Here is a 25,427-nt window from a genome sequence, read left to right on the forward strand (position 1 = left end):
AGTGTCAGTGTCTCGTGGTTGCATTCACCGCGAGCCCGGACATCGCGTACGGAACGTCGACTGAATCGAGGAATTGGCATGGCTGGTGAAACTGTCATCACAGTGATCGGGAACCTTACCGGGGACCCTGAGCTGCGCTTCACCCCTTCAGGTGCTGCGGTCGCCAACTTCACGGTGGCGTCGACCCCGCGAACCTTCGACCGCCAGAGCAACGAGTGGAAGGACGGGGAAACCCTGTTCATGCGCTGCTCGATCTGGCGTGAGGCCGCGGAGAGCGTCGCGGAGTCGCTGACCAAGGGCACGCGCGTCATCGCGCAGGGTCGTCTGGTCCAGCGCTCCTACGACACCCGTGAGGGCGAGAAGCGAACCGTTGTCGAGCTGCAGGTGGACGAGATCGGTCCGTCCCTGCGCTACGCCACGGCCAAGGTCACCCGGGCCCAGCGGTCCGGTGGTGGCGGCGGCTTCGGTGGCGGTGGCGGCGGTGGCTTCAACGGTGGCGGTGCCCAGCAGGGCGGCGGCTCCGGTGGAGGATTCAGTTCTTCCGGTGGCGGTCAGAGCAATGACGACCCGTGGGCCACGGCAGGCCCGGCGTCGTCCGGTGGTTCGTTCTCGGACGACCCGCCGTTCTGATCGGCATCCCCACGTTCATTCTTTTTGCTCGCACGGCCCGCCAGGTCGAGTGAGCAGCACCTGACAAAGGAGCAACACCATGGCAAAGCCTGTGGTGCGCAAGCCCAAGAAGAAGATCAACCCGCTCAAGTCGGCGAAGATCCACAACATCGACTACAAGGACACGGCGCTCCTGCGCAAGTTCATCTCTGACCGCGGAAAGATTCGTGCGCGTCGTGTCACTGGTGTCTCCGTGCAGGAGCAGCGTCAGATCGCGAAGGCCGTGAAGAACGCCCGCGAGATGGCCCTGCTGCCGTACACGTCCACGGCTCGCTGAGGAAGGGATCGAGAACAATGGCAAAGCTGATCCTGACCCATGAGGTGACCGGCCTGGGTGAGCCCGGCGACGTGGTTGAGGTGAAGGACGGGTACGCCCGTAACTTCCTCATCCCGCGTTCGCTGGCGACGCCCTGGACCAAGGGCGCCGAGTCCGACATCAACGCGATCCGTAAGGCTCGCAAGAGCCGCGAGATCGCATCGCTGGACGAGGCGAAGGCCCTGGCCTCCTCGCTGTCCGCGAAGCCTGTCGTCGTCGCGGCGAACGCCGGCCCCGGTGGCCGTCTGTTCGGTGCGGTGACCACGGCGGACATCGCCGGTGCGGTCTCCGCTGCCGGCGGCCCGTCCGTCGACAAGCGCAAGATCGAGATCGGTCAGTCCATCAAGACGACCGGTGACTACACCGTGTCGATCCGCCTGCACCCTGAGGTGTCGGCCAAGATCGGTGTGAAGGTCGTCGCCGACTGAGCTGACGCTTGGTTGACTGTCTGATCGCATGATCGCGAAAGGCCCCGGTTCCCCTGTGGGGAGCCGGGGCCTTCTGCATGCGCAGTACCGGCGGGCCGCGGCGGGCGACCATGCGGCCAGGTTGATGAGTTTCGCCGATCGGCGTCGGTGGGTGATCTTTCCCCGTTTTACTGAGTTGTGATCAATAGAGCGTTCCCCAGAGCGTCAACCGCCGGTACGTTCGGCCCAGACGCCCGAGATGACGGGCTTCGTGCTCGCCAACGGCGGCGAGCCCGGCGGACAGTGGCGCCGGTTGGACGACTTTTCGCGGGGCAACGAAGTCCGCGAAGCGAGAGGTGAACCGATGACGCAGTTGCACGCATCCCGACCAGCGCAGCCAGGTCCGGCTCCAACGATCCTGATAGCGGTGGGTCTTGCCTTCCTGCTCGCTGGCGCGATCGCCGCCACGGGCTTCATGCTCCTGTTCCAGGGCCAGGTCGCGTCCGGCGCGGATCAGCTGGCCGACGGCGCGGGCGAGGTGAACGACGGCGTCCAGACGAGTCTGGCCTCCGGCGTCGACGAGCTCAGCGCTGGAGCCGTCGAGCTCAACGCCGGCGTGCAGAACGAGGTCGTGCCGGGTGTCGAGAAGCTCGCTGACGGGGCCGGGCAGCTTGACGACGGGGCCGCCGAGCTGCGCGCGGGCGTGATCAAGCTGCACGACGGATCGAAGAAGATCGCGGACGGCACCGCAGAGACGGCGGAGGACGTGTCCGAGCTCGCGGACGCGTCACTGCGGCTGACAGCTGGATCAACGAAGATAAACGACGGGCTTGGCAAGGTGAACGCCGGGGCACCTGAGCTTGCTGCCGGAGCTGAGCGGCTCGCGGATGGGTCGCTGCTGGTCGCCGCCGGCGTTGCGACGGTAAGTGAGGGCGTCAGCCCGCTCGACGCGGGTGCGCGCCTTCTCGCTTCTGGCTCCGGAGACGTGCGGGACGGTGTCGCGAAGGTGAGCGACGGCGTGACTCCGCTCGATGCGGGTGCGCGTCTGCTGGCTGCTGGTTCTGGGGAACTGCGGGCGGGTGTCGCGAGGGTGAGCGACGGTGTGACTCCGCTCGATGCAGGCGCCCGTCAACTGGCATCCGGATCGCAGGGAGTGGCTGCGGGAGCTGGCCTGGTCGATACAGTCGCTACCCAGCTTGCCGATGGTTCCTCACGAGTGTTCGTCGGCAGCCAGACGCTGAACACTGGGCTGTCGCAGCTGGCCGCGAAGAACAGCACCATCCTGGGTGGGGTATCTGCGCTTCAGGGTGGTGCGCGCAGCCTGGCCTCCGGCGCATTGGTACTGGACGCCGGAGCTGACCAGCTCAACGCCGGTCTGCAGCAGCTCGACGCCGCTGCACCCGCGCTCGCACAGGGCGCGGACGAGACCGCAGCGGGCGCCAAGAGCGTGGCGGCGGGCGCTGCACCCTTAGCGGACGGCGCGGCCATGGCGCAGGGTGGCGCGGAGACCCTCGCTGCGAAGCTTGGTGGTCTCGTCGGTGGCGCGCAGCAGGTTCAGGGCGGGAACCAGGCCCTTCAGTCGAAGTTGACGGAGCTCGCCGGGACAACTGACGACCCCGCTCTCAAGCAGCAGCTCGAAGGGCTGGCGGCATCGGCCGGCGGGTTGGCTGCTGGCGCCGGGCAAGTCGCGACGGGGGCTGGTCAGGCCAAAGATGGCGCGGCGGACCTCGGCGGCAAGCTCGGCACACTCTCCGCAGGGGCATCGGCGGTCGCGAACGGTTCGGCGGCCGTTGCCAAGGGGGCAGGGCAGGTATCTGGTGGCGCCCAGCAGGTCGCCTCGGGTATTCACACCCTCTCGGACGGCGCAGTTCGTCTCGCCGCAGGCTCAGAGCAGCTCAAGGACGGCAGCGCTTCCCTGCACGCCGGGTTCGAACAACTCGTGCCAGGCGTAGAGAAGTACGTTGCCGGCGTCGGATCGGCTTATGAGGGCAGCGGGTCTCTCGTCGAAGGTACCGGTCAGCTGGCTGGCGGTAACGCCGAGCTTGCGCAGAACACTCCGGCCCTGGTCGCGGGCGCTTCGCAGGTAGCTGCTGGTAACGCCGGTCTTGCGGCGGGCATGGGTGAGCTCAAGGGTGGTCTGCCGGCGCTGCTTTCCGGTGCCCAGCGGGTCGCAGTCGGTAACGCCGGTCTTGCGGCGGGCATGGGTGAGCTCAAGGGTGGTCTGCCGGCGCTGCTTTCCGGTGCCCAGCGGGTCGCAGTCGGTAACGCCGGTCTTGCGGCCGGCACGGGTGAGCTCAAGGGTGGCCTTCCCGAGCTGCTCTCCGGTGCGACTCGGGTGGCCGACGGCAACGCCGACCTGGCATCGAAGACACCAGGGCTCGTCTCCGGCGTCGACCGGCTCTACACCGGCTCCAGCGAGCTGACCGACGGCATCATCGAGGTCCGCGACCGCGTGGTCCCGAAGGTCGCGAAGTCTCAGCGCCTGGCCGACGGGTCGGTCAAGGTTCGGGACGGGCTCGAGGACGCCCGGAAGGGCACCCGCACCCTCGTCGACGGCACAGGCGCCCTCGACGACGGCACGCAGACCCTGGCGGCAGGTGCCACCGATCTTGCCGCCGGGACGCAGTTGCTCGCTGACGGTTCCGGCAGGCTGGCCACGGGCACCACGGAGCTGGCGTCCGGAACTACGCGGCTGTCCGACGGCACCGGTGAGCTCCAGACCAAGGTCGGCGATGCGCCGGTGGGTGCGGTGGGCATCGTCGTCATCATCGCTGCGGCGCTCGGTGTGCTGGCAGCCATCGCCGGTCTGATCCTGCAGAGCCGCCGTCGCGCCTGATCAGCGCCGCTCACCACAGATCGCCGGGACGGAGCCAACAGCTCTGTCCCGGCGATCGTCATGTCAGACGTCGACTCACAGCTCGGCGAGCATGTCCGCCATCCGGTCGATCTCCGCCATCTGGTCGGCCGCGATGTTGGTCGCCAGCTCGAGGACCCGCTCCTCGCTGCCCGTCCCGGCGACCTCCTCGCACATCGTGAGCGCACCTTCGTGATGCTTGATCATGCCCTCGAGGAACAGCCTGTCGAACTCGGCCCCGGACGCCTCCTCGAGCGCCGCCATCTCCGCGTCGGTCAGCATCCCGGGCATGCTGTCGGCGTCGTGCCCGTGCCCCGAGGTCCGCGGGCCGGAGCCGTCGCCCGCCTCCGCGGTGAGCGGCACCGCGTACTCGTTCTCCTCGAGCCAGCCGGACATGAGGTCGATCTCGCTGTCCTGCACGACGTCGATCCGGGCGGCGAACTTCTGCAGCGGCTCCGAGTCGCTCCGCTCCGGAACCAGCCCGGACATCTCGATCGCCTGGGTGTGGTGCACGATCATGTCGCTCAGGAAGTCGGCGTCGCCCTTGGAGAACTCTGCCTGGGCGGGTGCCCCCTTGTAGTCCTCGGGGGCGATGGTCTCGTTCTTCTCGCCGGGCTTCCCCGGCTGCAGCACCACGGAGCTGGGCGTCGACACCGGTTCCGGCTCGTCGGCCGGCCCGGTGCAGCCTGCCAGACCGAGGGTGAGCGGCATCAGCACGGCGAGGCCGGAAGCGACCGCGCGGAAGCGCGGCCGTCGTGCGGTACCTGTCAGCATCTCCACGGGGCGATCCTCTCGTACGTGCTGTCGCGTCTGGATCTCCGGACTCCGACAGTTGTCTACCCGCGCCGATCCTGCCAGGCAATTTGTCTCCGCTGTGTAAAAACCGCCCAAAATTCCTGGTGCTGGGAGAACGCTGTGGGTCAAACTGCCTGTACCGACCTAGGAGGTGTGACGCCCTTGCGTCGTACAACCCTTACCCGATCGCATGTCCGGGGCGCCGCTGCTGCCGCCCTCGCAGCGGCACTGGCGGCGGCAACGCTCGCTGTCGCAGCACCGAGCCTGGCCTCGCCTGGCGACGGTACGGCGGAGCAGTCCATCGCCGGCACGACGTCGACATCCTCGGCCGACCCGGACGTACCCCCGGGCGAGACCGAGTCCTCGAAGATCACTCACCTGAGCAACCAGCCCAAGAACGGCGCGCTGCTGAGTACCGGCTCGGACATCGCGTTCCAGGGCAAGTACGCGTTCGCGGGCAACTACGACGGGTTCACCGTCTACGACCTCTCCGACCCGGAGAACCCGGAGCAGGTCGTCCAGGTCTACTGCCCGGGCGGCCAGAACGACATCTCCGTCTACAAGGACATCCTGGTGCTGTCCACGGACTCGTCGCGCAGCGACGACTCGTGCTCCTCGACGTCCCTCTCGGCCACCGAGAAGTCGGCGTGGGAGGGCATCAAGATCTGGGACATCTCCAACCCGCTGGCGCCGGAGTACGTCCAGTCCGTCGAGACCGACTGCGGTTCGCACACGCACTCCCTTGCGCCGTCCAAGAACAAGCGAGACCTCTACGTCTACGTCTCCTCGTACTTCCCGTCCGCCACGTTCCCGGACTGCCAGCCGCCGCACGACAAGATCGCGATCGTGAAGATCCCGCTGCGCACGCCCACGGCGGCCCGCATCGTCGCCGAGCCCAACCTCTTCCCGGACGGCGGCTACGAGGGTGACGACCGCGGTTCGTACACGCAGACCACCGGTTGCCACGACATCACCACCTACGCCAAGTACGACCTGGCGGCCGGCGCGTGCATGGGTGACGGCATCCTGATGGACATCTCGAACCGAGAGCGCCCGCGGGTGATCGACCGGGTCCGGGACACCGAGAACTTCGCGTTCTGGCACTCGGCGACCTTCAACAACGACGCCACCAAGGTCGTGTTCACGGACGAGCTCGGCGGCGGTGGCCTCGCGACCTGCACCGACGAGTACGCGCCGGAGCTGGGCGCCAACGGTATCTACGACATCAAGCGCAAGTGGTTCGGCAAGAAGGACCTCGTCTTCAAGTCGTACTACAAGATCCCGCGCATCAACACGGAGAACGAGAACTGCGTGGCGCACAACGGCTCGCTGATCCCGGTCAAGGGCAAGGACATCATGGTCCAGTCCTGGTACCAGGGCGGCGTCTCGGTGTACGACTTCACGGACTCGCGCAACCCGCGCGAGCTCGCCTGGTTCGACCGGGGTGAGGGCGTGAGCGGTGGCGGTACGTGGTCCACGTACTACTACAACGGCTACGCCTACTCGAACGACCTCGCCATCGGCTTCGACACCTTCGAGATCGACGACTCGATCGACCGGAAGGCCGAGAAGGTGCGGCTCCGGTCCCTGAACCCGCAGATGCAGGAGTCGTACGGCCGCTGACGCGTCCGCGTAAGTGCGTCGGCTCCGGCGTACCAGGCTGCCCGACGGCGGCGGGGTGCTTTCCGTACGGAAGGTGCTCCGTCCGCCGTCGGGCAGACTTGCGTCGCTTGGGGCAATTGTCACCACTGTGTAAAAAAAGCCAAGAGTCCTGGTACTGAGAGGTTGCTGTGAGCCACACTGCCTCAACCGACCTAGGAGGTGTGGCGCCCGTGCGTCGTCCAACCTTTACTCGCTCTCGCGTCCCGGGCGCCGCTGGCGTCGCGCTGACAGCGTTCTTCGCCGCGGCGACGGTGGCACTGGCAGGGCCTGCGGCGGCATCCGTCGCCGAGCCGGACGTGCCACCGGGCGAGACACAGTCCTCGAACATGACCCACCTCAGCAACCAGCCCAAGAACGGTGCGCTGCAGGGCACGGGTTCGGACATCGCGTTCCAGGGCAAGTACGCGTTCGCCGGCAACTACGACGGCTTCACCGTCTACGACCTGACGGACAAGGAGAACCCCGAGCAGGTCGTCCAGGTGTACTGCCCGGGCTCGCAGAACGACGTCTCGGTCTACAAGAACCTGCTGGTGCTGTCGACCGACTCGTCGCGCAGCGACGACTCGTGCTCCTCGACGTCCCTCTCGGCCACCGAGAAGTCGGCGTGGGAGGGCATCAAGATCTGGGACATCTCCAACCCGCTCGCCCCGGAGTACATCAAGTCCGTCGAGACCGCGTGCGGCTCGCACACGCACTCGCTCGCCCCGTCGAAGAACGGCCGTGACCTCTACGCGTACGTGTCGTCGTACTCGCCGAACGCGACCTTCCCGGACTGCCAGCCGCCCCACGACTTCGTCTCGATCGTGAAGATCCCGGTGAAGAAGCCGACGTCGGCCAAGGTCGTCTCCACGCCGGTCCTGTTCCCGGACGGCGGCTACGAGGGCGACCCCGACCGCCGCGCCTCCACGACGAGCGGCTGCCACGACATCACCACCTACGCCAAGTACGACCTGGCGGCCGGCGCGTGCATGGGTGACGGCATCCTGCTGGACATCAAGGACCGTGAGCGTCCCCGCGTGATCAGCCAGGTGCGCGACACGGAGAACTTCGCGTTCTGGCACTCGGCCACCTTCAACAACGACGCGACCAAGGTGATCTTCACCGACGAGCTCGGTGGCGGCGGTCTCGCGACCTGCACCGGTGAGTACGCGCCGGAGCTGGGCGCCAACGGTATCTACGACATCAAGCGCAAGTGGTTCGGCAAGAAGGAGCTGGAGTTCGCGTCCTACTACAAGATCCCGCGGATCAACACGGCCGCGGAGAACTGCGTCGCGCACAACGGCTCGCTGATCCCGGTCAAGGGCAAGGACATCATGGTCCAGTCCTGGTACCAGGGCGGCGTCTCCGTCTTCGACTTCACCGACTCGGACAACCCGCGCGAGCTCGCGTGGTTCGACCGCGGTGAGGGCGTGAGCAGCGGCGGTACCTGGTCGACGTACTACTACAACGGGTACGCCTACTCGAACGACCTCGGCATCGGGTTCGACACGTTCGAGATCGACGACCGCATCGACGGCAAGGCGGAGCGGGTCCGGCAGCACAGCCTGAACCCGCAGATGCAGGAGCCGTTCGGCCGCTGAGCCCACGCCTTGCCGAGGTAGAGATTCGGCAGGGGCCATGCAGCGAGGTAGTCACCCGGTTCGCGCTGGGTGGCTACCTCGCGGCATGACCGCCTCGGCAGATGACCTCGGCGCAGGGGCTCGGGTCTCGTGTGCGGGTTTTCCGTGATGGCGCGACCAGGGCTTTGTATGGGAGCCTCCCGGACATGACGCCCCAGGACTCGACGACCGAGGAGACCACCCCGCCGTCGGGCAGCATGCCTGATGCGGAGACGCCGGCTCCCGAGTACGGGCTGCGCCGCCGGCTCCGGCTCATGGGAGCGGTGCTCGCCGGCGGGCTCGCCGTCGTGCTGGCCCTGCTGCTCTGGCTGGGCGTGCTGGTCCCGGCCAAGCAGAAGGCCGCCGGCTACTCCGACGCGGACGCCGCCTACGCCGCCGTCGCGATCGAGCACAACGCGCAGGCGGTCCAGCTGACGGCGCTCGCTCCCGGCCGGTCCACCGACGACGACGTGCTCGCCCTGGCTGTCGAGGTGGGCGAGGCCTCGGCCGGCCGGGTCGAGGACCTCGCCGCATGGCTCCAGGCACGGGACATCCCGGTGCCCGCATCGGGGCGGGAGGCGCTCGCGCTGGCCGAGGACGGCCTGACGACCGAGCTGCCCGACGACGGCAGCGGGCCCCGGTCCGGCACCACCGCCCACTCGCACGAGGGCGGCAACCACGGCATGCTCACGGACGCTCAGGTGAACGGGATCGCCGCGCTCCAGGCGCAGGACTTCGACATCGCCCTGCTCGCCGCGCTCGTGGAGCACCACTACGGCGGGCTGCAGCCCGCCGACGAGGAGATCACCGGGGGCGAGGACGCCGAGGCGATCGCGCTGGCGCAGGCCGAGGCCGACGCCATCCGCGTCGAGGTGGAGGATGTCCGTGACGCGCTCGCGTCCATCGGCGGCCCGGGTTCCAACGACGGCTCCGGCTCGTAGCCGAGCCGGAGCGGGTCAGGGCGCGGTGACGAAGATGTCGAACAGCTCCGGGTGGTGGCCGTGCACCAGGACGGCGAACACGACGGCGTCGAAGAGCAGGTGCACCGCCACGACGTAGCTGAGCGACTTGAACTTCGCGAAGATCCAGCCCTGGACCAGGGCGAACGGCACGGTGAGCAGCGGGCCCCACTCGCGGTAGCCGAGCTCCCACAGGAACGACACGAAGATCATCGACTGCAGCAGGTTGGCCTGCCACATCGGGAAGTGCTTGCACAGCAGGGCGAACACCACGCAGATGAAGAACAGCTCGTCCCAGATGCCGACGGCGTTCACGCCGACGAAGAGCCGCCAGATGTCCTGCGACCCGTCGAGGTCCGGCCAGTTGAGGTACGCGCCGGAGCCGAGGAAGTAGAACGGCAGCAGCACGTACCCGAGCGCCACGACGGCGGCCAGGTAGACCCACTGCCCACGGGTCCAGCGGCGCCCGGTCAGCACGGGGAACTGGATGGTGTCCTGCTTCAGCACGAACCGGGACAGCGCCCACGGCACGAGCACCGAGCCGCCGAGGGCCAGGGTGAAGCGCAGCATCCCGGCGTCGGACAGGTCCGCCTTCAGCGAGATCAGCGAGATGATCCCGAGCCCCACGCCGATCAGCGCCAGGTCGCGGCCCAGTGCACGGTCTACCCACAGGCCCAGCGCTATGCCCAGCACCAGCGGCAGGTACGCGATCGGCCGGATGTGGATGGCGAAGAGCAGGATCGCCGACGCCGAGACGAGGAACGCGGCGGTGAGGCGCGCCGGACCGACCAGTGAGGGGGGCAGGGTGAGGGTCACAGGGACGAGACTCCCACAACCAAGACAGGGATGGGGTCAGGTCAGGTGGTCGAAGTCGCCCCTGGTCCAGGCCGCGTGGCGGTCGGCGGAGCGCAGCACGATCCCGCGCGCGTCGACGGGGATGACGCCCCGGAAGTTGTTGTACAGCCGGTCGAACTCGAACCGCCCCACGTGGTGCGCGACCCGCTGGACCACGGGCCCCGACAGCGGGATCCGGTTCGGGTAGCTGCGCATGAACGACACCGACGTCCGGTCCGGGTTGGCGAAGATCGTGTCGCCGCTCAGCAGCACGCCCTTCCCTGACGCGCCCGCCGTCCAGTGCGCCACCGAGGAGCCGGGGAAGTGCCCGCCCGGCTGGCTCAGGGTCACACCTGGCAGGATCTCCCTGTCGCCCTTCCACAGCTCGACGGCGTCGTCGGTGCGGGCGAGCCAGTCGGCGTCGGCCTCGCTGACCAGGATCGGGACCCCGCCCAGCCGGCGGCTCCACTCCACCTGTACCCCGTACATGTGCGGGTGGCTCGCCACTATGTACGCCAGCCCGCCGAGGTCGCGGACGGCGGCGACCGCCGCGTCGTCCACGTAGCCCGGGACGTCGAACATGAGGTTCCCCCGAGCGGTCCGGACGATCTTCGCGGTGGGGCCGATACCGACGTCGGGCACGGTGGTGAGCCCGAACAGGTCGGGCTCGAGCTCCTCGACGGCGAGGCTCTGCCCCTCGTCCGCGAGCTCCTCCAGCGTGGTCCAGTGCTGCCCGTCGGCGGGTACCCACTGGCGTTCGTCCGCGCAGACGGCGCACACCTCGGGCCGGGACTCGTGCTCCACGCCGCACGTGCGGCAGATCCAGAACGTCATCGACAGGTCTCCTTCGTCGGGCTGGTGCTGCGTCACTGCAGCGGCGCTGCTCCGACACGATCCGCCCGAGCGGTGGTCGTGTCCAGCAAATCCCTGTCGGACGCGAAGACTTTCGGCCGGTCGTACGGCGCGGCGTATCGGTGTGTCGGAAAGTGAATCGTTTCGGATCCCTTCCGCCTCTGGTGCCGGAGGGGTGAAATCCATACGCTCGTGACCACGTGGGTCTACAACGTTGTAGGCCGTCGTTCTCAAGGAGGAGTGACCATGGCATCAACGTCACAGCGCCGCCCACGGCTTCTCGCCGCAGGAGTCGCAGCACTGTCGATAGTCGTCTCCCTGCTCGCCGCCCCCGGGGTCGCGGCCGCACCCACCGGAACGGCGGCCGGCACCGCGGCCGGCGGCCCGACAGCGGTCGCGGCACCCGCTGCTGCCTGCGGCGACGGCGCGGACGCCCTCGTCACCGGAAGCCAGTCGTCCGGTTTCACCGCTACCTATCGCGGGCGGACCGTCTACCAGGGCCAGTACTACATCAACGCCATCTGGGAGGCGTTGGGAGCGCTCAACCCGAGTCGCACCAGTCAGGAGAAGGTGTCGGTGATGGCCAGCGCCTGGATCGGCAACAACACGATCAACCTGCCGAGCCACACGTCGTTCGAGGTCTGCGGCACCATGGACACCGGGAACGTGTCGGGGCGTGGCGCGATCCAGGCCATCGGGGTCCGGAACGTCTCCATCCCCAACCTCAACATGACCGGCGCCCCGTACTTCGGCATGCGGTTCGCCGACGTGCACGGCCTGCACCTGGGCCAGATCAACCTGCGGATGAGCGGCGGCCTCGGTATCCGGTTCGAACGTGACCTGCCGGGCAGCACCGACGTCCGCATGGACAACGTCTACGTGTCGGGCACCGGCAATCACGGCGTCGAGACGTGGAACGTGGACGGGCTGCGGATCGGCACCATCACCGCCCGCAACGTCGCCTACGCGGGCCTGCTGCTGAACAACACGCGCAACGCGACGATCGGCACGGTCGACGGCGAGAACGTCGCCACCGGCACCGGCTACGCCACGTTCCGCATGGCCAACACCAACGGGCCCGGCATCACCGTCGACCGGGTGCGCTCACGCGGCGGCGGCCGGGGCGTGTTCTGCGTGTCGAACTCGCGAGGTGCGCGGATCAACTCCGTCGACCTCGCGAGCAACGGCAACAACTCGATACTCATCGAGAACTGCTCGGACATCACCATCGCCGGCGGAACGGTCAACGGGGGCGGAGAGGTGCGGCTCGCCGCGCGTACGGAGTTCCCCAACAACCGGAACATCAACATCACGCTCCGCGTGGACAACACCTCCGTGCGGGAGTCGCCGTGCGGGGAGAACACCAACTGGTACCTGAGCGGGAACGGCTCCCGCAACATCTGCTGACCCCGGCAGCGGGAGGCGCGGCGAGAACGGGGTTGTGTTCGCCATAGAGCTCGTTCCGAGCACAACCCCGTTCTCGCGGGCGCGTCTCCGTCTTGAGAGGGAAGCGGTCATGCCTCCGGAGTTCCTACCCTGGGGGCATGGCCGATGCTCCATCTCCACCTGACGCCCGGCATGCTGGCGTGCCACGGTCCGACGTGCCCCGCGCCGACGAGAGCGTGGTCGCCCGCATGCTCGACTGGTTCGGCGTCGACTCCGACTGGGAGCGGGTCCCCGCGGGCCGTGACGCCTTTCGCAAGGACCTGCTGCTGGGTGCTTGGTTCGCGGTGCTCGCGGCGGTGTCCATCGAGCTGGGCCGCAGCATGGGCATCTTCGAGGACGTGAAGGAGCCGCTGTGGCTCGTCTATCTGCTCGGAGTGGTCAGCACCGTGCCACTGGCGTGGCGCCGCCGCTACCCGCTGGTGTCCCTCGTGCTCGTGTACGGGTCGTTCCTCGGGCTCGGCCTCACGATCCCGCAGATCACCGTGCTCATGCCCATGCAGGTCATGTACTTCGTCGCGCTGTTCACGGCGGTCGCCTGGGCGCGGGACCGGCGCGCGATGCTCGTGGTGGTCAGCGCCTGCGTGCTGGTGATGTTCACGTGGCTGGTCTGGATGTTCGCGGTGCAGCAGGGCATCGAGACGATCGTCGAGGAGTTCCCTACCCCTGCGGACTGGCCTGGCCTGATCGACCCGTACCTCGCCAACAGTGCCTACCAGTTCATCATCAACATCGCTTTCTTCGGCGGTGCCGTGGTGGCGGGGCAGATGCAGTGGAACGCGGCCCGGCGTCGTCGGCAGCTCGGCGACCAGGCGGTCACCATCGAGAAGCAGGCGGCGGCTCTCACCGACCAGGCGATAGTCGCCGAGCGGGTGCGGATCGCGCGCGAGCTGCACGACGTCGTCGCACACCACGTGTCCGTGATCGGCATCCAGGCGGCGGCCGCCCGGCGGGTGCTGGACCGCGACCCGGCCCGTGCGGCGGAAGCGCTGCTCACGATCGAGCGCGAGTCCCGCGAGGGTGTCGCACAGATGCGGAACCTCGTCGGCACGCTCCGCTCGGTGCCTGACGTCGGTGGCGCGGGCTCGTCGTCCGGGCCGGACGGCGCAGGTTCCCGAGCGCCGGAACCGGGCCTGGCCGACCTCCCGGCCCTGACCGCCGCCGACCACGACGGACTGGACACCACGTTCCGGCAGGTCGAGGAGCCCGCGGGGGCCGCAGCCGACGTGCCGGACCCGATGGGACTCAGCCTCTACCGAACTGCCCAGGAGGCGATGGCGAACGTGCGGAAGCACTCGACTGCCCGGTCCGCGACGGTCACGCTGCGCGTGGTCCGCAGTCCGGAGACGCAGGCGGGACAGCAGTTCGAGCACGGCTTCGCCGAGGTGGAGGTGCTGGACGACGGTCGTCCGCGCCACGGGACGTCCGGCTCCGGCCTGGGGCTGCTGGGCATCCGCGAGCGGGTCGCCACGCACCAGGGGATGGTCGAGATCGGGCCACGGGCGACGGGTGGGTACCGCGTCCGGGTGCGGCTGCCGCTGCCCGCGCCGGGACCCGGCGTGGGTCCGACACCTCCCGGGGTTCCAGCTACCGAGCGCCAGGCGGCGGCTCCGGCCGAGGACTCGTCGGTGGCTCGCACGGAGGTCGTCGGATGACGCGCGTGCTGCTGGTCGACGACCAGGCGCTGGTACGGTCCGGCTTCTCTCTCATCCTCTCGGTGGAGGACGACTTCGAGGTGGTCGGCGAGGCGGGCGACGGCGCCGCGGCGATCGAGCTGACCCGCACCCTGCGGCCTGACATCGTGCTGATGGACGTCCAGATGCCCGTCATGGACGGTATCGAGGCCACGCGTCGGATAGTCGCGGAAGACCTCGCGAAGGTACTGGTTCTGACGACGTTCGACAACGACGAGTACGTCTTCGACGCGCTGGCGGCGGGGGCCTCCGGGTTCCTGCTCAAGAACTCCGACGCGGAGCACCTGGTCGAGGCCGTGCGGACGGTGGCCGCCGGTCATGCGCTCCTCGCGCCGCAGATCACGCGACGCGTGATCGAGCAGATGGTCGCGGGGGAGCGGCAGTCCCCGTCCGAGCGGAGATCGCTGGTCGACCGGACTCCGTCGGTCGAGGTCGCCGAGTCCCCCACCGCGAGGCGGCAGGCAGCGGCCCCTGCCGGCCTCGCGCTCCTCACTCCGCGCGAGCGCGAGGTACTGGAGCTGGTGGGCACCGGGCTGTCGAACGCGGAGATCGCCTCGACCCTGTACCTCGGCGAGGCGACGGTGAAGACCCACGTCTCGAACGTGCTCTCCAAGCTGCACGTGCGGGACCGTGTCCAGGCGGTGGTCCTCGCTCATCGGGCGGGCCTGGTCTGAAGGGTCAGCGGGCCTGGTCAGCTCTGTATAAAGGAAAACCAGGAACCAGTATGGTTTGACGAGTCCCCCGTCGACGACGACTCTGGAGGCCCCCCGTGAACTCCCTCGTCCTGGCCGTCATCGGTATCGCACTGATGGTCGCCGGATACCTGCTGTACTCCAAGTTTCTCGGCAAGAAGGTGTACCGGCTCGATCCCGCTTTCAAGACGCCCGCGCACGAGCTGAACGACGGTGTGGACTACGTCCCCACCAACAAGTTCGTGCTGTGGGGCCACCACTTCACGTCCGTCGCCGGCGCCGCCCCCATCGTGGGCCCCGCCGTCGCCGTGATCTGGGGCTGGCTGCCCGCGGTCCTGTGGGTCACCATCGGCACCATCTTCTTCGCCGGCATGCACGACATGGGCGCCCTCTGGGCATCGCAGCGCCACAAGGGCCAGTCGATGGGCATGCTGTCGGGCAGGTACATCGGCCCGCGCGGCCGTTCCCTGTTCCTCGTCGTGATCTTCCTGCTGCTGCTCATGGTCGTGGCCGCGTTCGCCGTGGTCATCAAGAACCTGCTGATCGGCACGCCGAGCGCCGTCATCCCGGTGTGGGGCGCGATCCTGGTGGCCCTCGTGATCGGGCAGATGATCTATCGCTGGAAGATCAACCTGCTGGTCACGACGATCATCGGCGTCGTGGCACTGTACGCGCTGATCATCGTCGGTGACGCCAACCCGATCGTCCTGCCCGACCCAGTCCTCGGCATGTCGCCCGGAACCTTCTGGATCGTGGCGCTGTTCGTCTACGCGGGCATCGCGTCCCTGCTGCCGGTGTGGGTGCTGCTGCAGCCGCGCGACTACATCAACGGCGTCCAGCTCTTCATCGGCCTGGGCATCCTGTTCGGCTCGGTGCTGCTGTCGGCCCCGGCGATCGTCGCCCCGGCGATCAACCAGAACGTTCCGGAGGGCACGCCCCCGCTGGTCCCGTTGCTGTTCGTGACGATCGCCTGCGGCGCCATCTCGGGCTTCCACGGCATGGTGTCCTCCGGCACATCGGCGAAGCAGCTCGACAAGGAGCCCGACGCCCGGTTCGTCGGCTACTTCGGCGCAGTCGGCGAGGGCCTCCTGGCCCTCGGAGCGATCATCGCCGCAACGGCCGGCTACCGGACGCTCGCCGACTGGGAAGCCGTCTACACCGCGTTCAACCAGGGCGGCGTGGCCGCGTTCGTCGAGGGCGGCGGCAACATCCTCAACGCGGGACTCGGTATCCCGCTCGGCCTGTCGGCCACGATCCTCGCCACCATGGCCGTCCTGTTCGCGGCGACCACCATGGACACAGGGGTCCGCCTCCTGCGCTTCGTGGTCCAGGAGGCCGGCGAGCTCGTCAAGGTCAAGATCGGCGGCCTGCTCGGCACCGTGATCGCGCTCGTGGTGGCCGTCGGCCTGGTCTTCAGCCTCGGCGCCGACGGCGAGGGCGGCATGCTGATCTGGCCGCTGTTCGGCACGACGAACCAGCTGCTGGCGTCCCTGACGCTGTCGGTGATCGCCGTGATCCTGCTGCGCAAGAAGATCAACCCGCTGCCGGTCATGATCCCGCTCGCCGTGGTCATGGTCATGTCGATCTACGCACTCGTACTCCAGATGGGCACGTTCTACGCCGAGCAGAACTGGATGCTGCTGGTGCTCGACGTCATCATCCTCATCGCCTCCCTCTGGGTGGCGGTGGAGGCGTTCATCGCCATGGGCAAGGCCCGCGGCGGGGTGGACGACGACGCCGACAAGACCGTCGCGAGCGTCGAGGGCTGACCTGTGCTCAGCCGCCGGTCAGGCACCGTCCGCCGGCGGCTGAGCGCCGTCTCCGAGGGGCTGCGCGAGTTCTACGTAGCGCCGTATCGCCGCACGTTCGCGCGGGCCCAGCGCGACGAGGACGACCTCTTCATGCTGCTGGTCCTGAGCGAGGCGCTAGGGGTGCCCAACCCGGCGTCGTACTACACGGCCGAGCTGCTGCCGCTCGTCTACGAGCGCGTGCACGAGTGGCACACCCGTCTGGGTATGGACCGGTCACCGCTGGAGGACGTGTCGTGCTGCTGACCGACGTCGTGCGGGACCGACGCGTCCTGTTCCTGGGTGGAAAAGGCGGCGTCGGCAAGACGACGACGGCGTCCGCCCTCGCCCTCGCCCAGGCACAGGCGGGTCGCCGGGTCCTGGTCGTCTCGACCGACCCGGCACACAACCTGGGGCACCTGTGGCGACGGGAGATCGGGGACGCCGTCGTGCCGCTGTGGCGGGGTGCCGGGCCGCTCGACGGCGTGGAGATCGATCCCCAGCGCACCACCGACGCACATCTGGCTCAGGTCGGGTCGACGCTGCGCCGACTGATGCCGGAACACCTCGCCAACGAGGTCGACAGGCACCTCGACCTGGCAAGAGACGCCCCGGGAACGCACGAGGCGGCGGTGCTCGAGCGCATCGCCGATGCCGTGGAGACGGGGCTCGCCGACTACGACCTCGTCGTCTTCGACACGGCGCCGTCGGGCCACACCGCCCGGCTGATGTCGCTGCCTGAGACGATGGCGGCCTGGACCGAGGGCCTGCTCCGTCGGCGGGACCGGGCGGACAAGTTCTCCGGAGCGCTGTCCGGCCTCGGCGTGCGCGACCCGAAGGCCGAGCGGGACAGCGAGATCCGGCGCACGCTCCTGCGGCGCCGAGAGCGCTTCGAGCGGCTGCGTGCGGTGCTCACGGACCCGGAGACGACGTCGTTCCTGCTGGTCCTGGCTGCGGAACGTCTGCCGGTGCTGGAGACCGTCGAGCTCGCCGGAACCCTGCGGAAGCTCGGGGTGCCCGTGGGCGGACTCGTCGTGAACAAGCGCTCGCCAGTCGGTGCGGGTGAGCTGCTCGCGGCCCGGCGCGCGCAGGAGGACGAGTGGCTGGCTGTCCTCGACGCCGACCTGGGCGATCTGCCTCGCGTCGAGTGCGAGCTGCTGCCTGGCGAGGTCACGGGAGCTGAGGGCCTGGAACGGTTCGGCGCGGCTCTGCGGTAGGCCGAGGGCCACGCGTCACCCGAGGCTGGTCAGTCGCCGTGCGAGGCGCCGGCAGGCGTCGACGAGCTCGGGTGGCTCCAGCTCGGAGAGATCTGCGTCGAACGTCGCGAGGATCCCTGCGACGCCCGCCCAGGACCGCGCGCCGATGGTGAAGCGGGAGTGCTCGGCGTCGAGGTGCTCGACTACCGACCCTCGACCCGCTGGGGAACGCGGTGCTGGACGCGCCCGGACTGCGGGTCGCGGTCACGACCGGTCCCAGCTACATCTGGGGCGCCATGTTCCCCGAGTCGCCACGCACCGACCTCCTGCGTGACGTGACAGGCTCGGCGCTTCGCGACGCGCTGCTCACCCGCTTTCGGCAGCACGGCTGGAGCGAACGTTCCCTCGAGGTGATCGCTCGGGCGGACGCGGCACGTGTCGCCGCGTTCAGGTTCAACGCCGCGTCGATCCGCGCCCGTGACCTCGCGCCGTGGCCTGCTGGGCACACGACCGCGCTCGGAGACGCCGTGCACGCGACGCCACCGACGGCCGGGATGGGAGCCGGCGCGGCGATCCTCGATGCGGCGGGCCTGGTCGATCACCTGTGCGGCGTCCGCGCCGCAACCACCACGCTCTCCGTGGCGGTGAGCCGGTTCGAGGCGGAGATGCGGCTGCGCGGCAGCGTGATGCTGACCCTGGCCATGAAGACCGTGCGGCTGATCCTGGCCACCGACACCCGGCTCGGGACGGTTCTTACCGGAGGGACTTTACCGGTGCTCGCCGCCGTCAACCGGGTCAGGCGCTGAATCGCGTTGGATAGGTTGCTGAATCGGAGATATTGCCCTTTACCGGCAATGTCGGGAAAGGGGCGGAGAAGCGAGGCCCTGGGGAAAGAGCCTCGCTCCTTTGCGCCGCGCGATACAGGCGCTCTTCCCGGAAACCGGACTATTCGGTCGGTTCCGTGGAAGGCTCAGGTGAAGGCTCGGTCGACGGGTCCGGAGAAGGATCTGTCGAGGGCTCCGGCGACGGCTCGGTGCTCGGCTCCGGGCTCGGCTCTGCCGGCGGCTCGGTCGGCTCCTGCGTCGGCGGGTCCGTGGGCTCCTCCGACGGCGGGTCGGTCGGCTCCGGCGTGGGAGTGGGGGTCGGCGTCGGCTCCGGGGTGGGAGTCGGTGTCGGTGTCGGCGTGGGCTCCGGGGTGGGAGTCGGCGTCGGCGTGGGGGTCGGCGTAGGAGTCGGCGTCGGCGACTGCGTCGGCGGCTTCGTCGTGGGCGGGCCCGAGGGGTGGCTCGGGGGCGTCGGCCGAGCACCGTTGCCGAGGTCGATGCCCGGCAGCGGAGCCATCGTGAAGCCGCCGCTGGGCTGGTCAGGCGGCGAATCGGCCATGTGTCGCGGGACGTACGTCGACGCGGGCGGCGGTGTGTACGTGAACTGGTGCTGCGCGGAGCGCGTGCGCACGTCGACCGTGCCGTTCTCCCCGTGGCTGGACGTGGCCTCGCGCTTCACCATCATCGGCGGCAGGCCCTGCAGCACATCGGGCACAGCAGGTGCGGCCGTCGTGTCCCGGTCCTTGTCCGGTCCCGGTGGCTGCACGGCTACGGCACCCATGATTCCCGCCGTCAGCACGAAGGCTGCGGTTGTTCCTGTGACGATCAATCGCTTGCGCACGCTTAGCTCCCCCTGCGGGTTCAGATACTGCGTTGTGCCCTCTGTCGTGACGGTCCGTTCCCTCTGTACCGGACCGCAAAGACATCCTCCGGAGTGGAATGTCCATTCCTCCGTGGACGGGCTGACGAACCATTCAGCGCCACTCTCGTTCTTATGACGCTCCGGATGGGACAATACGTGGCAGAACGCCATCGGCAACCGGTACGTGTAATACCAGGTCAATGGGTATGTGGATGCAGGTGCACAGACCGTGGTCGGCAGAATGTCGCGAGATCGGCAACTCGAAATGCCGATCTTCTGCCGTTTTGCCGATCACGCCGGCGGACGCCACCCACCGGGAGGCGGAGGGGGTTCCGCCTTGCGGTGGATCCCCCTCCCACGTCGCGGCCATAGCGTGACTGCCATGAGCGATCTGGAGGTGCGGGACCTGACCCGCGTGTTCGTGTCGGGCGGCGCATCCCGGCGAGCGGTGGACGGCGTCAGCTTCACGGCGAGGTCGGGCCTGCTCACGGGGTTCGTGGGGGCCAACGGGGCGGGCAAGACGACAACCATGCGGATGATCATGGGAGTGCTCGCCATCACGAGCGGTGAGGTGCGGTTCGGCGACGAGCCGGTCACCCGGCACGACCGCCGCGAGTTCGGGTACATGCCCGAGGAACGCGGCCTCTACCCGAAGCAGCCCGTGCTGGACCAGCTCGTCTACCTGGCCCGCCTGCGGGGCATCGCGGCGCCGGTCGCGCGCCGCGAGGTGGTGGAGCATCTCGACCGGCTGGGGCTGGCGGACCGCGCGAAGGAGCACGTGGAGAAGCTGTCGCTCGGCAACCAGCAGCGCGTGCAGATCGTCGCGGCGATCATGGGGCAGCCCAAGGCGCTCGTCCTGGACGAGCCGTTCAGCGGCCTCGACCCGGGGGCCGTCGACGCGATGGTCGACCTGCTGCGCGAGCACACGCGGCGCGGGGTGCCGGTGCTGTTCAGCTCGCACCAGCTCGACCTCGTGGAGCGCCTCTGCGAGCGGCTCGTCATCCTCGGCGGGGGCAGGCTCCTCGCGGACGGCACACCCGACGGCCTGCGCGCCCAGGGCGTGACCAGGCACCGGCTGGTCCTGTCGGGTGACGCCGGCTTCGTCCGCGGCGTGCCGGGCGTCCTGGCGGTGGATGTGGACGGCACGTCCGCTCTTGTCGAGGTGGACGACGACGCCGCGGCCACCCGCCTCCTGTCCGCCGCCCTGGAGCGGGGCGCCGTCCAGGAGTTCTCCCCAGTTCGGCCGACTCTGGCCCAGATCTACCGCGAGGTGACCGCGTGAAGAACGCATGGATGCTGGTGGCGACCCGCGAGATCGTGGTGCGGGCGCTCAACAAGGGGTTCCTGATCGGCCTCGTGGTCAACGTCGCCATGATCGGCGGGCTGATCGGCTTCACGTCCTACATGGACGGCCGCACCGAGTCCTTCGACGTCGCGGTGGTCGCAGGGGACGAGTCCGCGGCGACCGCGCTGGAGGCCGCTGCCGAGGCCGCGGCCTCGGACGACCAGGACATCGAGCTGAACGTCGTGCGCGTGGACTCCGCCGCGGCGGCAGAGGCGGCGCTCGAGGAGGAGAGCGCCGACGCCTGGCTCAGCTCCGGCGACGGCGCCGCAGGCGGCTGGACCCTGTCCGGGTGGCGGGAGCCCGACAACGACCTGGCCGCGCTGGTCGAGTCCACGGTGCGCGACCAGGTGATGGCCGGTCGGGCGGACGCCGCCGGGACCACCGTCGACGCGCTCACGGCCGGCAGCGACGTCGAGACGGAACGCCTCGACGGCAACCCGGTGGACCCGCAGATCGTGTTCGTGGCCGGGTTCGTGCTCGCGTTCCTGTTCTTCATGGGGGCCGTCGGGTCGGGCTCGATGATCGCGGGCAGCGTGATCGAGGAGAAGCAGTCCCGGCTGGTCGAGATCATCGCCACCGCCGTGCCGCTGCGACAGCTGCTCGGGGGCAAGATCATCGGCAGCTCGGTGATCGCGCTGGCGCAGAACCTCCTGCTCGCCGGAGTGGGGCTCATCGGCGCCGCGTTCACCGATCTCTCGGCGATCCTGCCCGCGATGTCGGCCACGATGATCTGGTTCGTCGTCTTCTTCACCGTCGGGTTCGTCGCGGTGGCGGCCCTGTACGCGGTGGCGGGCGCGCTCGCGTCGCGCACCGAGGATCTCCAGTACACGACCAGCCCGCTGATGATGCTGATCCTCGGCGTGTACGTGGTGACCTTCTCGGCCGACGGCATGCTGGAGCGTGTCCTGTCGTACATCCCGCCTGCATCGATCGTCTCGATGCCGGTGCGGGTGCTCAACGGCGACGCGCTCTGGTGGGAGCCGCTCGTGTCGCTCCTCATCCTCCTGCTGGCCACGCTCGGTGCGGTGCTCCTCAGCGAGCGCGCCTACCGCGGGGCGCTCATGCAGACGGGTGGCCGGGTCAGCTGGAAGGCGGCCATGGCCGCGGACCGGGGCACTACCCTCGGGGCGTGACCGAACGCACTCAGCAGGACGACACCGGGAACGGGACGCCCGATCCGTCGAAGGTGCAGACCTTCGAGCTCATCGACGAGGTCCCCGGTGCCTTCGACGCCCAGGCCGACGGCCCGGGCACGGACGGCCCGGACGGCGAGAGCCCGGACGGAGGCGGCTCCGCGACGGAGCCGGACGCCGAAGCCGCCGAGCCTGCTCCTCGCGAGCCCGGTCGGGTGGCGCTGGCGCTCGTGAGCGCCCGGGCCGCCGTCGGTCGGAACGTGCGGCGTGGTGGGTCGGCCGTCCGGCGGCGGCTGCCCACCACCCGGCGCGGCAAGGCGCTGCTGGTCGGCGGCACGGTGTCCGTCGTCGTGCTGGCTGTCGCTGCCGGGGTGCTGGTCAACGCACGGCTGCGTGAGCAGGCGCTCCTCGCGACCCCGGCGGGGGTGCGGAACCTGGAGGCGAAGCTCACCGAGCAGTGGTCGATAGACCTCGAGAACCCGATCGCCTCGACGCTCGTCGAGATGCCGGGTGTGCTCGCGATCGCCGGCGACGCGAAGGTCCGCGGTGTGGACCCAGCGTCGGGCGAGGTGCTGTGGACCGTCGACCTGGAGGAGAACCTGAGCTGTGGTCCGTCGCCGCTCCTCGGCAACGGCGAGCCGTCGATCCAGGAGCCGGCAGACCCGCTCGTCTGCGTCACGTCCTCCGGTGAGGGCGACGAACGCGAGCAGCGCGTCACGGTCATCGACGTCGACGGCACCACGAAGAGCCGGGAGCTCGACCCCGCTGCCGACGTCGTCCCCGTCGCCGGCGGTGGTCTCCTCCAGTTCGAGATCGCGGGCGGCGGGACGGAGCAGCGTCCGGTGGTGGTCGACAAGCTGGGCACTCCCCACCTCCCGAAGGACTTCGTCGGACCGGACCTGACGGTCGGTGTGGAGGACGCCGTGACGGGTACGGAGCGGTGGAGCGACACCCTGACGTTCGGGGCTCCGCGGCCCGACAGCTGCATCACCTATGACGAGTCCGGCGCCCCGGTTCTCGACGTCGCCGGCGCGCTGGGCCGGGACCTGCACGGTGACGTGCTGGAGGTCCAGGGCTGCGGCGTCTCCGGGGCCTTCCTGCTCGACGGCACCCGGCTCGACGACCCGAAGGACACGGAGGACCCGCCCGCCGACGGCGTCGACACCGCGTCGTTCCTGTCCCTGCCGGACGGCGCCTGGGTCGGTCCCGACACGGCGGCCGCCGACGCCGCGCTGGCCAACGACGTGGTGCACCTGTCGGACGGCGGCGTCGTCAACCTCGACGGTCACGTACTCGTGCCGTGGGCGACCGACGGCCGTGATCCGGGGCTGGTGCTGGAGCGGGTGGGTATCAGCACGCAGGCCAGGTCCACGTCCGACGACGACGCTGGGGCGCTGCTCTGGACCGCACCGCAGCTCAGCGCGACGACGCTGCTGGCCGAGGTGTCCGGTACCGCCGTCGTCCTGGACGAACACGGGGCGGTGCGCGCCATCGACCTCGGTACCGGTGCGTACAGGTGGACCCTCGCCTCGGAGACGCTCTCGTTCGGCGACATGGCCTGGGCGGCGGAGTCGGCGATCTTCGGGGCCTACACGGACGGCGACATACTGCTGCTCCCGGTGAGCGCGGACCCGCGCGGTGATACCTCCGGTCTCCGTCTGCTCGCCCTGGACCTCCGGGACGGATCGGTGCGCTGGGAGCTCGAGCAGGAGACCCCGTACACGCAGCTCATCAGTGTGGACGGTCATCTGGCGCAGATCACGCAGCATGGCGTGGTGGGTCTCGGCTGACCACACCTGCGGTACCTGACCTCGCAGATCACGCGGGTAGGCTCCGGCCATGCCACGGCCCGCCAAGCAGGAGTCCGTAGTCTTCGACCTGGTCGAGGCGAACGGGTCCGGCGGCGACGCGTTCGACGACACGTTCAACGACGCGTTCGGCGACGCGAACGGCGCCGCGAACCAGGCGGGCGGGGGACCGGACGTCCCCGCTGCGCCCCTGTCCCAGCCGCCGGCCGGGTTTCCGCGGCTGTCGCGGCGGACCTGGGTGCTCACCGCCGCGGCGGTCACCGTCGTCGCGGTGACGGTGGCCGCGGTCGACCTGGTGCGGGACCACCGGCGTGCGGAGCTGATGCGCACCTCGCCGGTGGGCGTGGAGTCTCTCGCGGACGCGCCCGCGGAGACCTGGGCGGTGCGGTTCGACACGCCCGTCGAACAGGGCCAGGACACGTCCATGAACCAGCAGGTGGTGATCATGGACGGGCTGCTCGTGGTGCCCCCGACCAATGCGCGGAGCTACTGGGTGGATCCCGTCCAGGGGCCCGGCGAGCCGGTTCTGCCGGGTTTCGACGAGGTGGTGGCCATCGATCCGGCGGAGGGTGGGGTGGCCTGGCGGGTCCCGCTGGGCGAAGACCCCACCTGTGGTCCGACCGGGTACGACGCGTCGACGTCGACCGACGTGCTGGTCTGCGTGCACGGCGCCGACGACGCGCGCGAGGTGCTGGCCATCGCCCCTGATGGAAGCACCCGGACGCGGTCCGCGGAGCTTGCCGAGGGCGAGCACGTGTTCCCGGGGCCGGACGGGACGGCCGTGCGGACGATCCGGACCGGCGATCCGGCAGGAGCGGTGAAGTGCGACGCGTCGTCGGGTGCTTGCTCGTCCGAGTCCATGACCACCGGTCGCGACCTGCTCGTCACCGCGGAGGATGCCGGGACCGGTGTCGAACGCTGGACGAGCACCGTCGAGTTCGACCCGATGAACTCGATGAACTGCCAGGGGACGTTCGACTCGGCGGTGGACCCGGACGTGGTCGTGGTCAGTGCGGGGGCCGAGACGGTGGTCGTCGACGGGTGCGGCGTGTCAGCGACGTTGTCCGCGGACGGAATACGGCTCGATCTGGTGGGCGACGCCAGCCTGGCCGCGCCGGCGTGGGTCACCCGGATCGGTCCCGGCCGCTTCGCGGTGGAGGCGAAGTGGCTGGGTACGACAGTCGTCGACGAGACCGGCAAGACGCTGCACACCCTGGACGGCTCGATACGGACAGACGCGACGTCGCCCGACGCGCCCGCCGACCTGTGGTTCGTCAAGACGACCACCGAGACGTCGGGGTTCGAGGCAGTCCGCGAGGACGGGTCCGTCGCCTGGTCGGAACGCTACGGCCGGAGCGTGCTGCTCGCCGGGCGGGACGTGGTGGTCGTGAACCGTGGCAACCGGGTGGTGGGACTGGAGCGGGCCACCGGCGCGGAGCTCTGGAGCTGGAGCAGCGACGACCTGACCGAGATGATCCCCTTCCGCACGCTGACCGACGGCGAGACGGCGGCTCTCGAGTACCTGTCGCGGGACGGTTCCGGCGACGGACTGCTCGTCACCCTCGACCTGGACACCGGTAAGCAGCTCTGGCACATGCCGTTGACCGGCCCGGCGATCGCCGTCGGCGGGCATCTCGTGGAGTTCACCCCGGAGGGCGTGCGCGGCCTCGGGTGATCTCCGCCGGACCGGCGGGTCC

General features: G+C 69.4%; 22 protein-coding genes. 18 read left to right on the forward strand and 4 right to left on the reverse strand.

The window, feature by feature from the left end; genetic code table 11:
- Window positions 1-78: 78 nt before the first annotated feature.
- From ACQEVI_RS12130 to ACQEVI_RS12145, 4 genes are all read left to right on the forward strand, one after another.
- On the forward strand, window positions 79-630 hold the full coding sequence (locus tag ACQEVI_RS12130) for a single-stranded DNA-binding protein (protein ID WP_116673132.1): 552 nt from the start codon (window positions 79-81) through the stop codon (window positions 628-630).
- Between the two features lie 79 nt (window positions 631-709).
- Window positions 710-946, forward strand: a complete 237-nt coding sequence (rpsR, locus tag ACQEVI_RS12135; protein WP_116673133.1) for a 30S ribosomal protein S18 — start codon at window positions 710-712, stop codon at window positions 944-946.
- Between the two features lie 17 nt (window positions 947-963).
- Window positions 964-1,413 (forward strand): 50S ribosomal protein L9, encoded by a 450-nt coding sequence (gene rplI / locus ACQEVI_RS12140; protein ID WP_116673134.1) that lies wholly within the window; start codon window positions 964-966, stop codon window positions 1,411-1,413.
- Window positions 1,414-1,651: 238 nt separating this feature from the next.
- Complete coding sequence (locus ACQEVI_RS12145; RefSeq protein WP_432898781.1) at window positions 1,652-4,228, forward strand: hypothetical protein; 2,577 nt, start codon at window positions 1,652-1,654, stop codon at window positions 4,226-4,228.
- A gap of 75 nt (window positions 4,229-4,303) precedes the next feature.
- On the opposite strand, the gene ACQEVI_RS12150 is transcribed toward ACQEVI_RS12145, so the two are convergent.
- Entirely contained in the window at window positions 4,304-5,020 is a 717-nt protein-coding gene (locus ACQEVI_RS12150; RefSeq protein WP_432905908.1) for a DUF305 domain-containing protein, read from the reverse strand.
- A 183-nt stretch (window positions 5,021-5,203) separates the two neighbouring features.
- On the opposite strand from ACQEVI_RS12150, the gene ACQEVI_RS12155 reads away from it, so the two are divergent.
- From ACQEVI_RS12155 to ACQEVI_RS12165, 3 genes are all read left to right on the forward strand, one after another.
- On the forward strand, window positions 5,204-6,664 hold the full coding sequence (locus tag ACQEVI_RS12155; protein WP_432898784.1) for an LVIVD repeat-containing protein: 1,461 nt from the start codon (window positions 5,204-5,206) through the stop codon (window positions 6,662-6,664).
- 365 nt (window positions 6,665-7,029) lie between these two features.
- On the forward strand, window positions 7,030-8,283 hold the full coding sequence (locus tag ACQEVI_RS12160) for an LVIVD repeat-containing protein (RefSeq protein ID WP_432898786.1): 1,254 nt from the start codon (window positions 7,030-7,032) through the stop codon (window positions 8,281-8,283).
- Window positions 8,284-8,468: 185 nt separating this feature from the next.
- Complete coding sequence (locus ACQEVI_RS12165) at window positions 8,469-9,242, forward strand: DUF305 domain-containing protein (RefSeq protein ID WP_432898789.1); 774 nt, start codon at window positions 8,469-8,471, stop codon at window positions 9,240-9,242.
- Between the two features lie 15 nt (window positions 9,243-9,257).
- Here ACQEVI_RS12165 and ACQEVI_RS12170 read toward each other — a convergent pair whose 3' ends face one another.
- Together ACQEVI_RS12170 and ACQEVI_RS12175 are read right to left on the reverse strand one after the other, a co-directional pair.
- On the reverse strand, window positions 9,258-10,076 hold the full coding sequence (locus ACQEVI_RS12170) for a CPBP family glutamic-type intramembrane protease (protein ID WP_432898792.1): 819 nt from the start codon (window positions 10,074-10,076) through the stop codon (window positions 9,258-9,260).
- 36 nt (window positions 10,077-10,112) lie between these two features.
- A complete protein-coding gene (locus ACQEVI_RS12175) occupies window positions 10,113-10,928 on the reverse strand; it encodes a hydrolase (RefSeq protein WP_432898795.1) in 816 nt (271 codons plus the stop codon).
- 264 nt (window positions 10,929-11,192) lie between these two features.
- Between ACQEVI_RS12175 and ACQEVI_RS12180 the strand changes: the two genes are divergently transcribed.
- The 7 genes from ACQEVI_RS12180 (at window position 11,193) to ACQEVI_RS12210 (ending at window position 18,564) form a co-directional block, all read left to right on the forward strand.
- Window positions 11,193-12,353, forward strand: coding sequence for a hypothetical protein (locus ACQEVI_RS12180; protein WP_432898798.1), 1,161 nt, complete (start codon window positions 11,193-11,195; stop codon window positions 12,351-12,353).
- A 137-nt stretch (window positions 12,354-12,490) separates the two neighbouring features.
- Complete coding sequence (locus ACQEVI_RS12185) at window positions 12,491-14,044, forward strand: sensor histidine kinase (RefSeq protein ID WP_432898801.1); 1,554 nt, start codon at window positions 12,491-12,493, stop codon at window positions 14,042-14,044.
- Window positions 14,041-14,757, forward strand: a complete 717-nt coding sequence (locus ACQEVI_RS12190) for a response regulator (RefSeq protein ID WP_432898803.1) — start codon at window positions 14,041-14,043, stop codon at window positions 14,755-14,757. The genes ACQEVI_RS12185 and ACQEVI_RS12190 overlap by 4 nt, the downstream gene beginning before the upstream one ends.
- A gap of 95 nt (window positions 14,758-14,852) precedes the next feature.
- Window positions 14,853-16,544 carry a carbon starvation CstA family protein gene (locus tag ACQEVI_RS12195; RefSeq protein ID WP_432898806.1) on the forward strand — a complete coding sequence of 564 codons (1,692 nt, stop codon included), beginning with the start codon at window positions 14,853-14,855 and terminating at the stop codon, window positions 16,542-16,544.
- 3 nt (window positions 16,545-16,547) lie between these two features.
- Window positions 16,548-16,829 (forward strand): cory-CC-star protein, encoded by a 282-nt coding sequence (locus ACQEVI_RS12200; protein WP_432898809.1) that lies wholly within the window; start codon window positions 16,548-16,550, stop codon window positions 16,827-16,829.
- Window positions 16,823-17,779: an ArsA family ATPase gene (locus tag ACQEVI_RS12205; RefSeq protein WP_432905910.1), complete on the forward strand. Its 957-nt coding sequence runs from the start codon at window positions 16,823-16,825 to the stop codon at window positions 17,777-17,779. Before ACQEVI_RS12200 ends, ACQEVI_RS12205 begins: the two co-directional genes overlap by 7 nt.
- Before the next feature lie 212 nt (window positions 17,780-17,991).
- Window positions 17,992-18,564, forward strand: a complete 573-nt coding sequence (locus tag ACQEVI_RS12210) for an FAD-dependent oxidoreductase (protein WP_432898811.1) — start codon at window positions 17,992-17,994, stop codon at window positions 18,562-18,564.
- A 139-nt stretch (window positions 18,565-18,703) separates the two neighbouring features.
- Here the strand turns inward: ACQEVI_RS12210 and ACQEVI_RS12215 are convergent, their stop codons facing one another.
- The gene (locus ACQEVI_RS12215) at window positions 18,704-19,423 is read right to left on the reverse strand and encodes a hypothetical protein (RefSeq protein ID WP_432898814.1); all 720 of its coding nucleotides are present in this window, start codon (window positions 19,421-19,423) and stop codon (window positions 18,704-18,706) included.
- 403 nt (window positions 19,424-19,826) lie between these two features.
- Here ACQEVI_RS12215 and ACQEVI_RS12220 point away from each other — a divergent pair, with 403 nt between their 5' ends.
- The 4 genes from ACQEVI_RS12220 to ACQEVI_RS12235 are packed head-to-tail and all read left to right on the forward strand — an operon-like array spanning window position 19,827 to window position 25,405.
- Window positions 19,827-20,726 carry an ABC transporter ATP-binding protein gene (locus ACQEVI_RS12220; protein ID WP_377136539.1) on the forward strand — a complete coding sequence of 300 codons (900 nt, stop codon included), beginning with the start codon at window positions 19,827-19,829 and terminating at the stop codon, window positions 20,724-20,726.
- The gene (locus tag ACQEVI_RS12225) at window positions 20,723-21,922 is read left to right on the forward strand and encodes an ABC transporter permease (RefSeq protein ID WP_432898818.1); all 1,200 of its coding nucleotides are present in this window, start codon (window positions 20,723-20,725) and stop codon (window positions 21,920-21,922) included. The genes ACQEVI_RS12220 and ACQEVI_RS12225 overlap by 4 nt, the downstream gene beginning before the upstream one ends.
- Window positions 21,919-23,712 carry a PQQ-binding-like beta-propeller repeat protein gene (locus ACQEVI_RS12230; protein ID WP_432898822.1) on the forward strand — a complete coding sequence of 598 codons (1,794 nt, stop codon included), beginning with the start codon at window positions 21,919-21,921 and terminating at the stop codon, window positions 23,710-23,712. The genes ACQEVI_RS12225 and ACQEVI_RS12230 overlap by 4 nt, the downstream gene beginning before the upstream one ends.
- A gap of 49 nt (window positions 23,713-23,761) precedes the next feature.
- On the forward strand, window positions 23,762-25,405 hold the full coding sequence (locus tag ACQEVI_RS12235) for a PQQ-binding-like beta-propeller repeat protein (RefSeq protein ID WP_432898825.1): 1,644 nt from the start codon (window positions 23,762-23,764) through the stop codon (window positions 25,403-25,405).
- Window positions 25,406-25,427 lie beyond the last annotated feature (22 nt).

Origin of the sequence: Promicromonospora sp. CA-289599 (assembly GCF_050936155.1) — a bacterium.
GTDB lineage: Bacteria > Actinomycetota > Actinomycetes > Actinomycetales > Cellulomonadaceae > Promicromonospora.